This window comes from Streptomyces sp. NPDC056452 (assembly GCF_042796085.1).
In the GTDB taxonomy this organism is placed as follows: domain Bacteria; phylum Actinomycetota; class Actinomycetes; order Streptomycetales; family Streptomycetaceae; genus Streptomyces.
The window spans coordinates 266,396-281,026 of sequence record NZ_JBHTRI010000002.1 but is presented as its reverse complement, the minus strand read 5'-3'; the positions used below and the strand labels follow the sequence as shown (position 1 = coordinate 281,026).

11 protein-coding genes are annotated in these 14,631 nt (G+C 71.9%); 6 read left to right on the top strand and 5 right to left on the bottom strand.

Annotation, left to right across the window (positions count from 1 at the left end; all coding sequences use genetic code 11):
- Window positions 1-39: 39 nt before the first annotated feature.
- Window positions 40-558, top strand: a complete 519-nt coding sequence (locus ACFQ6X_RS03635) for a Pycsar system effector family protein (protein WP_383175271.1) — start codon at window positions 40-42, stop codon at window positions 556-558.
- Window positions 559-842: 284 nt separating this feature from the next.
- Window positions 843-1,400, top strand: a complete 558-nt coding sequence (locus tag ACFQ6X_RS03630) for a DUF1062 domain-containing protein (protein WP_383175268.1) — start codon at window positions 843-845, stop codon at window positions 1,398-1,400.
- A gap of 51 nt (window positions 1,401-1,451) precedes the next feature.
- On the opposite strand, the gene ACFQ6X_RS03625 is transcribed toward ACFQ6X_RS03630, so the two are convergent.
- From ACFQ6X_RS03625 to ACFQ6X_RS03615, 3 genes are all read right to left on the bottom strand, one after another.
- Window positions 1,452-2,162, bottom strand: a complete 711-nt coding sequence (locus ACFQ6X_RS03625; RefSeq protein WP_383175265.1) for a Crp/Fnr family transcriptional regulator — start codon at window positions 2,160-2,162, stop codon at window positions 1,452-1,454.
- Between the two features lie 133 nt (window positions 2,163-2,295).
- A complete protein-coding gene (locus tag ACFQ6X_RS03620) occupies window positions 2,296-4,269 on the bottom strand; it encodes a multicopper oxidase family protein (RefSeq protein WP_383175262.1) in 1,974 nt (657 codons plus the stop codon).
- A gap of 222 nt (window positions 4,270-4,491) precedes the next feature.
- Complete coding sequence (locus ACFQ6X_RS03615) at window positions 4,492-5,085, bottom strand: MBL fold metallo-hydrolase (protein WP_383175259.1); 594 nt, start codon at window positions 5,083-5,085, stop codon at window positions 4,492-4,494.
- An 82-nt stretch (window positions 5,086-5,167) separates the two neighbouring features.
- Here ACFQ6X_RS03615 and ACFQ6X_RS03610 point away from each other — a divergent pair, with 82 nt between their 5' ends.
- On the top strand, window positions 5,168-6,124 hold the full coding sequence (locus ACFQ6X_RS03610; RefSeq protein ID WP_383175256.1) for a GlxA family transcriptional regulator: 957 nt from the start codon (window positions 5,168-5,170) through the stop codon (window positions 6,122-6,124).
- A 56-nt stretch (window positions 6,125-6,180) separates the two neighbouring features.
- Here ACFQ6X_RS03610 and ACFQ6X_RS03605 read toward each other — a convergent pair whose 3' ends face one another.
- On the bottom strand, window positions 6,181-7,317 hold the full coding sequence (locus ACFQ6X_RS03605) for an endo-1,4-beta-xylanase (RefSeq protein WP_383175253.1): 1,137 nt from the start codon (window positions 7,315-7,317) through the stop codon (window positions 6,181-6,183).
- 304 nt (window positions 7,318-7,621) lie between these two features.
- Between ACFQ6X_RS03605 and ACFQ6X_RS03600 the strand changes: the two genes are divergently transcribed.
- Window positions 7,622-9,085: a hypothetical protein gene (locus ACFQ6X_RS03600; RefSeq protein WP_383175250.1), complete on the top strand. Its 1,464-nt coding sequence runs from the start codon at window positions 7,622-7,624 to the stop codon at window positions 9,083-9,085.
- Window positions 9,086-9,111: 26 nt separating this feature from the next.
- On the opposite strand, the gene ACFQ6X_RS03595 is transcribed toward ACFQ6X_RS03600, so the two are convergent.
- Window positions 9,112-12,408 (bottom strand): BTAD domain-containing putative transcriptional regulator, encoded by a 3,297-nt coding sequence (locus ACFQ6X_RS03595; RefSeq protein WP_383175247.1) that lies wholly within the window; start codon window positions 12,406-12,408, stop codon window positions 9,112-9,114.
- A 184-nt stretch (window positions 12,409-12,592) separates the two neighbouring features.
- Here ACFQ6X_RS03595 and ACFQ6X_RS03590 point away from each other — a divergent pair, with 184 nt between their 5' ends.
- Both ACFQ6X_RS03590 and ACFQ6X_RS03585 read left to right on the top strand, forming a co-directional pair.
- Window positions 12,593-13,135: an SDR family NAD(P)-dependent oxidoreductase gene (locus ACFQ6X_RS03590; protein ID WP_383175244.1), complete on the top strand. Its 543-nt coding sequence runs from the start codon at window positions 12,593-12,595 to the stop codon at window positions 13,133-13,135.
- Window positions 13,136-13,193: 58 nt separating this feature from the next.
- Complete coding sequence (locus ACFQ6X_RS03585) at window positions 13,194-14,450, top strand: MFS transporter (protein WP_383175242.1); 1,257 nt, start codon at window positions 13,194-13,196, stop codon at window positions 14,448-14,450.
- Window positions 14,451-14,631 lie beyond the last annotated feature (181 nt).

The window sequence follows — 14,631 nt, the reverse complement described above, 5'->3', positions numbered from 1 at the left end:
GGACGGAACACACCCCGTCGACCGGAGGAGGCGACTTCCGTGGCACCAACGGTGCAGGTCACCGACAGCCGCCCTGCGCAGTACATGTTCACCGCTCTGCACGCGACCCACCAGCACGCGGACACGAAGGCCGGCATCCTGGCAGCGGCGCAGGCGGCGCTGGCCGGCACGGCGGGAACGTGGAGCCGACAGGCCGTGCGCGCCTGTGAACAGGGCGGCGCGGGCGGTGTGTTCGCCGGAGCTTTGCTGGTCCTGTTCGTCTGCGGCCTGATCGGCGGGGCGGTGAGCCTGGCGGTGACGCTGAGCCCCCGCGTGCTGCAGGCAACGGCCGTCAACCGGTACAGCTTCGTCCATCTGGCATCGGGCCCCGACATCCTGCCCGCCGACGGCGCGGCCCCGGACGAGGCCGCGGACCGCCGGGAACTGTCGCACACCGTGCGGTTCCTCGCCCGCGTCGCCGTACGCAAGTACCGCTGGCTGGCGAGGGCGGTGGTGTGTACGGCCGTGATGGGCGTGAGCGCGGGACTGGGAGTGATCCTGCTGCCGGTCCTGGGCTGACACCGGCTCGGTGGACGCGGGGCGCACCGGGTGTGCGGGCGCCCTCCGCGGGGCATCGCCGCCCGCCTGTGGCATCGCTGCCCGCCCGCGGCATCGCCGCCCGCCCGAAAATCGGTGGAGCCCCGTCCCCGTGCCCCGATACCGTCCTTGCGCCCGCAGTCGCCCCGTCAAGGACGTGCCGTTGTACACCAAGTGAGACCCCCCGAGCGCTGATCCGTCGCGCGTCGCACCTGTGCGCCGTGCTCCTTTTCGCTGCGGTCCTCTCACTGAACCGGTGTACTTCTGTGTCCAGAACCTGGGTGGTTGTGCCCACCTGCCTGCCGATAGTCCTCCGCCGTTGCCACAGGTGCGCCTCCGGGCGCTTCCGGGCGAGCGGCAAATTCCGCGTCAACGCGAACCACAAGCTCCTCGACGCCTGGCTCCTCGCCCTGTGCACGGAATGCGGGGACACCACCAAACTCACTGTCCTGGAGCGGACGCACGTACGTTCCGTGCGGCCGGAGCTCCTGAACCTGCTGCACGGCAACGACCCCGGCCTGGCGGCCGAACTGCTCCAGGACCCGGTCGTACGGCGCCGCAACCGCATCGCCCTCGACTGGGACGACGCCTGGCGCCTCGACTGCGGGGCGCCGGACCGGCCGGATCAGCCGGAGGGTGAGGCGATCGAGGTCTCGGTCCGCTTCGCGGCGCGGATCCCCGTGCGGCCGGTGCGGCTGATCGCCGAGGGCTTCGGCCTTGCGCGGGCCGAGGCCGGGAGACTGCTCGCCGAGGGGAACCTCGTGTCGACGGTCCGCCTGAGCGGCAAGCTCTCGAGCGACTTCACCTTCACGCTCAAGCGCTGAGGCCTTCCGGCCCGGGGCCTGTCCGGCAGAATCCGATCCGCCGGACAGGCCCTACAGCGACCCTTCGCCCGCCAGGTCCGCGAGCTTCCTGAGCCTGGGCAGGTCCCGGAGGGTGGTGGAACGGTAGCCGGTCACCAGCAGGTCCTCGTCGCGGAGTTCACGCAGCACCTTGTGGACGGTCGTCTCCGCGGCGCCGATCAGGGTCGCCAGTTCGGGCTGTGTCAGCCGGCAGCCGATCACCACGCCGCCGGTCCCGGCCGTTCCGTACGACACGGCGAGTTCCACCAGCAGCCGGGCGAGGCGCACCTTCGCCGGATACCCGCGGAAGTCCAGCCGCCGCCGGTTCGCCCAGCGCAACCGGTCGGCGACGATGGCGGTCAGGGCCAGGGCGACCTCGGGGCGGCGCAGCAGCAGTCCCCGCAGTACCTGCCCCGGCACCTTCCGGGCGGTCAGCGGGCTGCAGGCGGTGACCGTCGCGGAGCGCGCGGCGCCGGTCATCGGGGCCATCTCGCCGACCGTGTCCCCGGCGGCCCGGACCGCGAGGAGCGAACCCTCACCGTTCTCCACCGTCGCCGTGACCTTGGCCAGGCCTGACAGCAGCAGCAGTACGTGCTGGTCGTCCGCCCCCTCGCTGAGCAGCACGTCACCCGCGTCGAACCGTGACCGGGTGCCCAGGCCGAGCAGCTCCTGCCGGGCCGGCGGCGACAGCATCCCCAGCAGACTGCGCGCCGGCCACTCCTCGGACCCGATGGGCACATCCATGTGCATCCCCCGTATCCAACTGCGTCCCGGCGTCCGGGCGTCCGCTCGCGCCCGCCCGAACCTCAGTCTGATCGATGCCGAGCCGTGCCGTCGCCCTTCCGAAGATCCTGGACGTGAACACCTGCCCCACGTCTCACGCCGTCGGTGCCGGTCCCGGACCCTTGCCGTGGCCGTGGCCGCCCGTGTCGTCGGCCTCGTGCTCGCCGTCCGCGACGATCGTCCACGGGCGCATCAGGTCGTCGTCCTCGTGCTCCAGCAGGTGGCAGTGGTGGATGTACGTCGCCGGCAGGGTCGTACCGCTGCCCGGAATCGACGCGATCGCATCCATCGGCGGGGTGAAGTCCTGGATGATGATCCTGGTGACCGTCTCCGGATAGGACTTGACGGTGTCCTTGTAGGACAGCGCCTCGTCCGGGGCCGGCGGAATCGGCGGGCCGGTGAAGTAGTTCGCCAGCACCGGCAGGTCCTCCGGTTCACGGCCCCCGTCGATCCACTTCTCGTAGTCCGCCTGGTATCCGACGGCGTCGATCGGCTGCCTGTTCAGCACCTGGAAGTTGATGAGGTGGACGTGCATCGGGTGGGCGTCGTGGTTGGTGTTGATGTATTCCCAGATCTCCGACGATCCCGCCTTGATGAAGTCCTGGGACGGCTCCATGAACGGCATCGCGTTGAACGTCATGGTGCTGAAGAGCTTGTGCTGGTACACGACCCATTGCCGCCGACGGGTGTCCGGTTCCGGCTCGATGGGTGTGACCGCCGGCAGTTCGAGCTTCTTGGGCGGTGTCGTCCTGTCCGCACCCCCGGACAGGGGTTCGGTGACCCGGAACTGCATGATCTCCGAGATCTGCGGTCCGAGGCCCGGAACACCGGGGTAGTGCACAGGCGCGTGGTAGTTCGTCAGCGTGATCTCCGTGCCCATGGGCATCCGGCTGAAGTCGACGATCAGGTCGTACCGCTCGGCCGGACCGATCAGGAAGTTCAGCATCGGCAGCGGGGCTCGGAAGCCGCCGTCGGTGCCGATCAGCCAGAACGGCAGGGTGGGCTGGGGCAGTACGTCCCTGGGGACGTCGAACCTCAGCCGCCAGAAGCGCTCGTTCGAAGCGTTGAGGATGCGCAACCGGTAGCGACGCGGCTCGACCGCCAGGTACGGGTACGCCTTCCCGTTGACGACCGGGGTGTCCTCTCCCTCCCTCTGGGTCATCGTGTAGGCGAGCGAGCCGTCCCGGTGGAAGGTCCGGTCCTGCAGGATGAGCGGGACCTCGAATTCGCCGCGCGGCAGGCCGAGTTTCACGTCGGCGGGGTCACGGACGAGGTAGAGACCGGCCAGGCCCGCGTAGACGTTGAGGCTGGTCATCCCCATGCCATGGTCGTGGTACCAGAGCATGGTCGCGCGCTCGTGGTTGGTGTAGCCGAAGATCGCTTCGTTGCGCTTGACCCGGTCGGGTTCCAGCGTGGCGTAGTGATCGGCGTGGAAGCCGTCCGGGCTGTACGACTGGTGCGGCATGCCGTCGGACTGCGGCGCCGTGAAACCGCCGTGCTGGTGCACGACGTTCCACACGTTGATGTTCTTGGGGAAGGGCGCTTCGCTCCTGTACGGAGGCGGAGGGCTCGGGGCGAGCTGGGGGTCCCCGCCGCGAATGGCGTCGATCACGGACTGGAACAGATGGGTGGTCGGCAGTTCGTTGCGGTACTTGGCGACGGACGGGCGGCCCTTGGTCACGTTGATGGTCGGCCCGAGATAGCCCATGCCGATGGGCTTGTCGCGATCGTGAGGGTTGGCGGCCCAGTAACCCCATACGGGTGCCGGATCGAGATCCCGGTGGAATTGCCACGAGCCCTTCCGCATCGTGATGTCGTAGTAGTCGGCGCCCGGATAGACGGAAGGATCCGGGATGGCTGTCATCGGTCTGGGCAGCGGGTCGACGTACTTCTTCAGCGGAGGGGTCTGCGGCACGCCGTCCGAAGACCCTGTCCCGTGCCCCGTCCCGTGACCGGCCCCTGTCCCGTGCCCCGTCGACGATTCGCCCGCGTTCCCGGAACAGCCTGTGGAAAGCATGGCCGCACCCCCCGCGGCACCGGCCTTGAGGAAATCCCTGCGCCCGACCATTGTCTCCAGCCTTCCCTCGCCTCACGCGGACGTGCAAGGGATACAGGGCCGGTTCTTTACGTTGCCGCAGCACGCCGGTCCTGTCCGGGAAAGCAACTCAATGAGCGGATCCCGGCAACAATTCGAATTCCATCTGCATGGGAAATCGAATTATTACCGCCTCTGAATACAGGTAAAACGATCCCACCCGGTGCGGAAGAATTCGTGCTTCCTGGACGGCCGTCAGCGCGGTGCGGTGTCGTCGGCGGGGAAAGCGGGGCCGTGGCCGGGCACGATCAGGTCGGCGGCGGCGAGTACCCGGAGCCGGGATGCCAGCAGCATCTCCTGGTCCGGGGCGACCGGGTCGTCCACCGGGCCGTTGGGGCGCCACCACAGGTCCCCGACGAAGGCCACCACACCCGCGTCCGTACCTGCCAGCAAGGTGATGTCCTCGCGGCTGTGGCCCGGGGTGCGGATCAGCCTGAGCGAGGGGGTCAGTTCGTAGCCCTCGGCGTCACGGTCGGTCCACTGGTCGTTCCGGTAGATCGCCTTGTGGTCGTGGACGCGGGCCCGGCCGAAGAGGCCGACGTTCATGGTGTTGTCCGGATGGTGGTGGCTGAGCACGACATCGGTGATGTCGTCCGGGCCCGTTCCCGACTCCGCGAGCGGCCCGAGGATCCGCTCGCGGCCGGCCACCATGCCCGGGTCGACGATCACGTGAAGTCCCCCGTCGCTGATGTAGGAGACGGTGGCGGCCACCCCGGGTCCGGTGGAGAGGGTGTAGCCGGTGGTCAGGATGCTGTACGTGGCGCTGCGGCCGAGCGGTGCGTCTGTCATGGCCCCAAGTCTTCGCGCCGGCGCCCCTCTTCACGAGTGGCCGTACTGCCACCGATCGCGTGAATCGTGCCAGACTGCCCGCATGCCGCCCTTCGTGACCGTCGCCGCCTACGCCCCGCCCGGTGTCGGGATGCTCGGCGCCGGCATCGCCTCCGAGGTGTTCGACGCGCGCGGCCAGGACCTGCCCCGCTTCGACTTCGCCCTGTGCACGGACCGGCCGGGACGGATCCGCACCGATGTCGGGCTCCCGGTCGTCGTCGAGCACGGCCTGGACCGGCTTGCCGCGGCCGACCTGGTGATCGCCCTGCCCTGGGCGGACTTCCGTACACCGCCGGGACCCGCCGTGCTCGATGCGCTGACCTCCGCGCACGAGCGCGGCGCACTGGTCGCCGGACACTGCGTCGGCGCCTTCGCGCTCGCCGCGGCCGGGCTGCTCGACGGGCTTCGCGCCACCACGCACTGGCGGTTCACCGGCCTGCTGGCCGACCGCCACCCGGACATCACCGTCGAACCCGACGCCCTGTACATCGACGAGGGCCGGATCGTCACGGGTGCGGGAGCCGCCGCCGGTTTCGACCTGTGCCTGCACCTCCTGCGCCGGGAGTACGGCGCCACCACGGCCAACGCCATCGCCCGGGACCTGGTCCTGCCGTCCCACCGCGACGGTGGACAGGCCCAGTACCTGGCCGCCCCGGCGCCCGAGGACTGCAACGACGACCGGCTCGCCGAGGTGCTCGCCTGGGCCCGCGAGCACCTCCACGAGTCGCTTCCGGTGGCGGAGCTGGCCCGCCGGTGCCTGATGAGCAGGCGCTCCTTCGCCCGCCGCTTCGCCGCCTCGACGGGCACCACCCCCCACGCCTGGCTCCTCGGCCTGCGGCTCAGCCGTGCCGAGGAGCTCCTGGAGACCACGGACCTGCCCGTCGAGGAGATCGCCCGCCTGGTCGGCTTCGGGAGCGCCGCCGTCCTGCGCTCACAGTTCGTACGGCGCCGGGGAGTTCCGCCCCGCTCCTACCGCCGGTCCTTCAGCCGCACTCCGTAGCCGGAGGACCCTTCGACGGGCGGGTCGACCGCCCACGTTCACCGGGTCGGGAGCAGTCAGCGCTCCCGCGCCTCCTTCAAGGTGGACTGCAGGGCGAAGTAGGCGGGCTTGCGGGTGAGGTCGTCCGTCATGACCGTCGCGGAGCCCTCTCCCTCGAAGAACACCGGGACCCAGGAGTACTTGTCGGTGAAGCCCCAGATCGTGAAGGAGTTGCAGTCCTTCACGGCCAGGCACGCCGACAGGGCCTGCTGGTAGTAGTCGGCCTGCTGCTGCAGCTGCGCGTCGGTGGGCACACCGCCCTCCGGCAGGTCCATGCGCACGTCCAGCTCGGTGATGGCCGTCTCGAGGCCCAGCTTGCCGAACCGGCGCAGGCTCTCCTCGAGGCCGCCCGGGAAGCCGTAGCGCGTGCTCAGGTGCGCCTGCGAGGAGAAACCGTCCACGGGCACACGCTGCTTGAGCAGGTCCTTGACGAGTGCGTAGTACGCGTCGCTCTTGGCGTTGACGTCCTCGACGCCGTAGTCGTTGAAGAAGAGCTTCGCCTTGGGGTCGGCCTCGTGCGCCCATCGGAAGGCGTCGGCGATGATGCCGGGACCGAGCTCGCGGATCCAGATGTTCTCCTCGGTGCGCAGCTTGCCCTCACCGTCGAAGATCTCGTTCGCCACGTCCCACTGCTGGATCCGGCCCGCGTAACGGCCGACGACGGTGGTGATGTGCTTGCGCAGGATGGAGCGCAGCTCCTGGTCGGAGAAGTCGCCCTCCTCCAGCCATGCCGGGTTCTGGCTGTGCCACAGGAGCGTGTGCCCGCGCACGACCTGGTTGTTGCGGTCGGCGAAGTCGACGATGGCGTCGGCCATCTGGAAGTTGTAGCGGTTCCGCTCGGGGTGGATGTACTCCCACTTCATCTGGTTCTCGGGGGAGAGCGAGCTGAACTCCTGCCCCATGGCCTTCCGGTACTTCTTGTCCGAGGTGAAGGGATCCGGGTAGTCCTGCTCGAGGTGGTGGCCGCCACCGGCCACGGCGGTGCCCACGAAGAACCCGTCGGGAGCGGCCCGGCGCAGTGTGTCGGGCTTGGCGTGGGAGTGGTGCGCGTCCCGGTGGCCGGAGGACGGCTCGGCCGTGGCCGAGCTCGCCGCCAGTGGCAGCGACAGGGCGGCCGTGGCGAGGGCAGCGGTGGCGAAGCGCAGGTATCTCATCGGAGGACTCTCATTCCGGTCGGCTTTTTCGAAAGTTTCGATAAAATTTACGAACAAGCGCCACGGACGTTAAGAGCTATCGGCCGGGGCGTCAATACATTGCGCGGGAACCCCTTCCGGCGGCCGGGTGCCCGCGGGACAGGCGTCGGCAGTTCCTCGCGCATCGGCGGGGTCACCTGCGCGGAAGAGGCCGTATGGTCGTGCGGATTTCGGCAGTTGGGGCCGTCACATCAACCCCGGCCGTCAGCACCGCCGTTGGCCGGCGGGCCGTCGGGTCCGGGCAGGAACGATTCGCGGGGGCGGAATGAAGGTCGCGGGCAGAGGCGGATCACGGCTGCACCGGGAGGGCGTGCGCTACTTCCACGCGGTGGAGGAGGGCCTGACGGGAGTGTCCGGGCCCGGGGTACCCGCCGACAACGAGGCGGGAGTGATCGGCTGGGGAACGTCCTGGCGGATGCAGGGGTACCTGATGATGGCCGAGCGCACCGGCGACCCCCGGTACTCCGAACGTCTCGCCGAGCTGATCGACCAGGTCCTGGACGCCCGTGACGACGTACGGGGCATCGAGGACCACCGCGGCCGCAGCCGCCCGGTGTGGAGCACCGCGGGGAAGTTCACCGCCTGTTCCGTCACCGTCCCGGACAGCGGGGGCCGGCCGGCGCTGGACGTGAGCATCTGCCCACCGCACACGCGCAACCTGCAGGTCACCGTGGAGCCCGAACCCGGGGACCGGTTCACGCTGACGGTCACCGGATCCGCGCGCAAGCATGCCTTCACGGTCGACGGACTGAGCCTGGACCCCGAGTGCGCCGATCGCGCGGATCAGGCCCTCTACGAGGCGTACAGGCAGCGCAGCGGCGTCACCGCCCGGCTGCTGACGACTGATCACCGGCAGATCCGTGCCGGCACGTACACCGCTCGTCCCGCCGTGGTGGCGCTCGCCGCGCAGACCGGGATGATCGCCTACCCCCTGGCCGGGCTGGTCCGTCTCGCCCGGGAGCGGCCCGACACGGTGGCACCGTCCGTCCACGCCCGGCTGGACGGATACCTCGACGCCGCGGTGACGGCCGTCCGCGCCCATGACGAGCAGTGGGGAACCACGGGCGACGGCCGGGGCTTCTACCGCTGGCTGCCCGACGAGCCCGTCTCCTTCGCGGGCGCCGAACTCCCCACGAACGAGTTCCTGGCGATGGGCCGCACCCTGGTCCAACTGGCCGCCGTCACACGCGACGAGGAGTTCACCCAGCGCGCGGCCGCGATCGCGCGGTCGCTGCGCGACGACCTGACCGTGACGAACGGCGTGGCGACATGGCCGTACTGGCCGAGTTTCGGCCGGGTGTACACGGGCTGGTCGGCCACCGGCTCACCGGCGGAGGACGGCTCCCTCTACCGGCCGTCGTACGCCGCCGTCACCGTTCCCGAGGACGTCACCCACGCCCTGATAGACATCGACTTCCTGCGGATCTACCACGACACCCCGGCACTGCCACCGGTGTTCACCGCTGCCCAGATGCGCGCCGTGGCAGCCACCTTCACCACCCACGTCGTCCGGCGCCGCCGGCTGCGCACCCGCGTCCTGCACGACGTGGGCGGCGACGGCCGTCCGGGCACCGACCGCGAACAGGCGCACGTCGCGGGCTGGCTGCCGCTGCACCAGTGGTCCCCGGCAGTGGCCCGCCATGTACGCGCGGTCCAGCCCACCCTGCCCCCGCCGCCGCTGATGGGCGTCGACACCTACTGCGGTGCGCTGCTGGCGCGATGGGCCTGAACCCGGCCCCTGCGCCGGGGAGTCCGTCACGGACAGGCGTCCGGTGATTCCGCGATCCGGTCGAGAACCGCCCGGGCGTGGAGCACCGCTTCCTCGGCGGCCATTCGGGCGCCGAGGTCGAACGCCTCCGTGAAGGCGGACGCGCCCAGGGCGGCCCGTGCCGCTGACGTGATGCGGTCGACGTCGGCGCGTTCGGCGGGTGGGAGCGGCGCTCCCGCGCGCCGGCGGGCCGCGGCGGCGGCACCGAGGAGGACGGCCGAGCAGCAGGCGGACTCCTCGCCGTGCAGGGCGGCAGCGCCGGCCAGGCCCTCCAGGGAGAGGGCGAGGGCGCGCGGCTCGGCGAGGGAGCGGGCGATGTCCAGACCGCGCAGGTGGTGGACCGCGGCCCGGCGCGCGTCGCCCCGGAGCTCGGCGACGAAGCCGAGCTCGGCGAGGACCAGGTGGTCGCCCGCCTCCGACGACACATCGGCGTAGCCGTCGCGCAGGTGCAGCAGGTGCGTCTCGGCGGCATCGAGGTCGCCGGAGCGGCGCGCGCCGAGGGCCAGGCCCATCCCGGAGTGGATCTCGCCGTACTTGTAGCCCTGTTCGGCGGCGATGCGGCGTGCCTGTTCGTGCAGGTCGCGGGCCCGTTCCCAGTCGTGGGCGAGCAGCGCCAGCCGGCCGAGACCGGAAAGCCGCGCCGAGACCTCCGCCTCCAGACCCAGCTCCCGTGCCATCCGGAGCCCCTCGTGCTGGCGGCGCGCCGCGTCCTCGTACTCGCCCTTGATCTCGGCGAGCGCGGAGAGCGGCGACACGGTCTGCAACTCGCCCCAGGGGTCGCCCAGTTCGCGGAAGATCGTGGCGCTGCGCAGGCCGTCGCGGCCGAGCCCCGCGAGATCGCCGCGTACCAGTGCGAGCGTCGCCCGCAGGCCGAGCGCGGCCGCGGTGCCCCACCGGTCGCCCGCGTCGGTGAACAGGGTGAGGGCGCGGGTGTTCAACTCGTCGCCGTCGGCTGTGTCGCCCGCGCTGAACAGGCCGTACGCACACAGCCACAGCGCGCGGGCGCGGCGCACGGGGTCCGGGATGGCGTCGGCGGTCCCGGTGGCAGCGACACCGGTGCCGGCGGCCGCGTGGTCCCCGGTGAGGAGTGCGAACGCGGTGTGAAGGAGGGTGAGTTCAGCAGGGGCTTCCTCGGTGGCGGCGGCCAGGACGGACCGGAGGCTGCGGCGGGCCTCGGTGAGACGGCCCCGCAGGAGCCACCACCAGGCCAGTGCGGTGGCGAGCCGCACCGCCTCGTCCGCCTCGCCCGCGCCGGCGCCCCGCACCGCCTCGTCGAGTGCCACGCGCAGATTGCCGGCCTCGGCGTCCAGACGGGCCAGCCAGGACCGCTGTCCCGCGCCGCGCAGCCGGGGCTCGGCACGCTCGGCGAGCGCGAGGTGGTGGCGCAGATGGCGGTCGCGTACGGCGGTGAGGTCCTCCATCTCGTGCAGCCGCTCCGTCGCGTACGCGGCGACCGACTCCATGAGCCGGTAGCGGGGCCCGATAGGCCCGTCCACCACGACGACGAGGGACCGGTCGACGAGCCGCGTGACGAGGTCGAGCACTTCGTCCCGGGCGACGCCGTCACCCGCGCACACCGCTTCGGCGGCGTCCAGGTCGCAGCCGTCGCTGTGCACGGCGAGGCGGCGCAGGACGATGCGCTCGGGCGCGCTGAGCAGCTCCCAGCTCCAGTCGATCACCGCCCGCAGGGTCTGCTGGCGCGCGGGCGCGCCGCGCTGCCCGGAGGTCAGGACCCGGAACCGGTCGCTCAGACGGGCCGCCAGTTCCCGTACGCCCAGGACGTGCACGCGGGTGGCGGCGAGTTCGAGGGCGAGCGGGATGCCGTCGAGGCGGCGGCAGATCCCGGCGACGGCCTCGCGCTCCGACGCGTCCGGTTCGCGCGGGAAGCCGGGCGCGGAAGCGGCGGCGCGTTCCATGAACAACCGGACCGCGTCCTCGGTCGGGAGGGGTTTGACCAGGAACACCGCCTCGCCCGCCAGACCGAGCGGCTCCTGGCCGGTGGCCAGGACGCGCAGGCCGGGGGCGGTGCGCAGGAGGAGCTCGGCGAGTTCGGCGGCGGCGTCGACGACGTGCTCGCAGTTGTCCAGGACGAGCAGCGTGCGGCGGTCGCGGAGGGCGGCGGCCAGGCGGTGCGGCGGGGAGGTGGTGCCGGTGCCGGTGCCGGTGCCCGGCAGCGCGGAGGGGGCGTCGTCCCGGATGCCGAGGGTGGCGGCGACGACCTGGGCGAGGTCGGCGGAGGTGCCGGCGCGAACGCCGGCGAACTCGACGAACCAGATCCCGTCCGGGAGTTCACCGGCCTGCGCGCTGTCCCGTTCCGCGGCGGCGGCTGCCACCGCCAGGCGCGTCTTGCCGACGCCGCCGGGGCCTGTGAGGGTCACCAGCCTGGCCTGCCCGAGGAGCCGGGACAGATGGGCGAGGGATCGGCTGCGTCCGATCAGGGGGGTGAGGGGGACGGGAAGGTTCGACTGCGCGTGCGGGACCGCCGTGGGCAGGTCCGCCGCTCCTGCGGGGACGACGTCGGCGGTGCCGTCGGCCGTCGGTCCGGGTGTCAGCACCGGGTCCTGCCGGAGCACCGCCTGGCGCAGTGCTCCGAGCTCGGGTCCGGGGTCGACCCCCAGTTCCCCGGCGAGCCGGGCCCTCAGGTCGTCGTACGAGGCGAGGGCCTCGCTCTGGCGGCCCGCCGCGTACAGCGCCCGCATCTGGACGGCGCGAAGCCGCTCCCTCAGCGGGTACTGCGACACGAGGTCGGCGAGCTCCCCGCCCAGGAGCACCTGGTCGCCGGCCTCCAGGCGGGCCTCCGCCTGCTCCTCCAGCACGGTCAGCCGCTGCTCCGCGAGGCGCTGCGTCGCCCCCCGTACGAACTCCTCGTCCGCGAAGTCCGCGTACGCCGGTCCCCGCCACAGCTGGAGGGCCTCGGTGAGCAGTGCGGCACGGGCACGCGGGTCCCGCAGCGGGCGGGCCCGGGTCACGAGGGCGCGGAAGCGTGCGGCGTCCACCTCCTCGGGTCCGTCGCCGAGCCGCAGCCGGTAGCCCGGCGGCTGCCGGACCACCCGGTCCCGTCCGATGACCCGGCGCAGCTGGGAGACCTTGGCCTGCAGCGCACCCGTGGGCTTGCCCGGCGGTTCGTCGCCCCAGAGGTCGTGGATGAGACGGTCCGCGGAGACGGGGCTGCCGTCGCAAGCGAGCAGATCCGCGAGCAGCGCCCGGACCTTGACCTCGGGGACCTTGACTTCCTGTCCCTCGTCGTCCCACACCGCCAGTGGTCCGAGCACCCCAAAGCGCATACGCGCCACCGTACATGTCCGGGGGCCCGCGTCCCGGAGCCGCCGGGATCCCGCACCCGGGGCGGTTCGCCGGCCGGACCGTCAGCGCTTCCGAAGGTTCCCCGAAGCGCCACGGCGCACAGTCGGACCACCGGGCGGCACCGCGCACCGGCAGGCGACGACACCTCGGGAAGGAGCGGCAGCCGTGACCAAGTACGCGAGCAGGAAGGCCCTGGTCGTCGGTGAGGACACCGGCATCGGCCTGGCCATCGCCAAGCGCCTCGTGGAAGGCGGTGCGACGGTCCTGCTGACCGCCCGCACCGCGCAGGACCGCGTCCACGCGGCCTCCGAACTCGGCTCCGCCTCCCGCGTCCTGGACCCGGACGCCGTCGAGGCAGGTCTCGGCCCCGACGGTGCCATCGATCTGCTCTTCGCCGACGCGGTCCCCACCGTGCTGCCGCTGCTGCGGCACCTCGGGGACGGCGGCGCGATCGTGCTCACGGCCCCCGCCCCGTCCCCCGTCGCCGTCACGGCGCTCGCCGCGGAGCTCGTCTCACGCGGTATCCGCGTCAACGCGGTGGCCCCGGGCTGTATCGCGGCGCCGGGCGCCGACGCCGCACCCCTGCCGCCGATGGGCCGTCTCGGCGCCGCCGAGGAGGTGGCCCGTGCGGCGCTCTTCCTGGCCACGGAGGCGACCTTCACGACGGGCGCCCGGCTCCCCGTCGACGGCGGCCTCGGCCCGCCGTGACCCGGAGCACCACGTCCCCAGATTCCCAGATTCCCCCAGAAGATCCGGAGTCCACCACATGAGCACCGTGCCCGACACCGCGGCCGATTCCGCCGCGGCACCGGAAACGAGGAGCGGCGGCCAGGAGCAGCAGAAGCTCCCGCTCCTCGCCCTGCTCGCCCTCGCCACCGCCGTCTTCATCACCTGCCTCACCGAGACGCTCCCCGCGGGCCTGCTCACCGCGATGAGCGACGACCTCCGGGTGAGCGAGTCCGCGACCGGCCAGACCGTGACGATCTACGCGATCGGCACCGCCCTGACCGCGATCCCGCTGACCGCGGCCACCGCGGGCTGGCGGCGCAAAGGGCTGCTGCTCACCGCCATGGCCGGATTCGCCCTGGCCAACACCGTCACAGCGGTCTCGTCCGTCTACGAGCTGACGATGGTGGCCCGGTTCGTCGCGGGTGTCGCGGCCGGTCTGGCCTGGGCCCTGCTCGCCGGCTACGCGCGGCGTCTCGCGCCCGTCCATCTGCAGGGCAGGGCGATCGCCATCGCCATGGCGGGCATTCCCGTCGCGCTCTCCATCGGCGTACCCGCCGGGACCTTCCTCGGCGAGGCGCTCGGCTGGCGCGTGGCGTTCCTCTCGATGACCGCGCTCACGGTGGTGCTCCTGCTGTGGATCTTCGCGGCCGTGCCGGACCACCCGGGGCAGGAACGCGGCGAGCGGCCGAAGATGCTGCGCACCCTGCGCATCCCCGGCGTGACCCCGGTCCTGTTCGTCACGCTCGTCTTCGTGCTGGCCCACACCATCCTGTACGCGTACATCGCCGCGTTCCTCGACGACCTGGGCCTGGACGACAGCACCGGCCTGGTCCTCCTCGTCTTCGGCGCCGCCTCGCTGGCGAGCATCTGGATCGTCGGCGCCCAGATCCAGCACCGGCTGCGCAGCCTCACGATCGCCGGCGCCCTGCTCGTCGCCGTGGCCGCCGCACTCCTGGCCGTCGTCTCCGACACGACCGCACTCGTGTACGTCGCGGCCGTCCTGTGGGGCCTGGGCTGGGGCGGGGTTCCCACCCTGCTGCAGACCGCGGTCGGTGACGCGGGCGGTGAATCCGCCGACGCGGCCCAGGCCATGCTCGTCACCCTCTGGAACGTCGCGATGGCGGCCGGCGGCATCATCGGCGGCGTCCTGCTCGACGTGGCCGGCAGCGAATCCTTCCCCTGGACCGTCCTGCTGCTCCTGCTGCCGGTGATCGCGGTCGTCCTCTACGCACGCGGCGCCGGCTTCCCCGCCAGGCGCCAGGTGCCCCAGGACGTCGGCCCGGACCCGAGCTGATCCGCCCCGCGCGGGGCCGGTCCCCCGCCGCCCGGATGTTCATGATGTTTTGACACTTCACCGACCGGGTTCGGGTCATGGCTCCACCACTGGTGGAGCCGTTTCCGCTGCCCGCCCGAATCCCTCCCGCACGCCCTTCCGGGCCGCGTTTTCGCTGGTCAGGGCGCGAAGTTGCAGAATA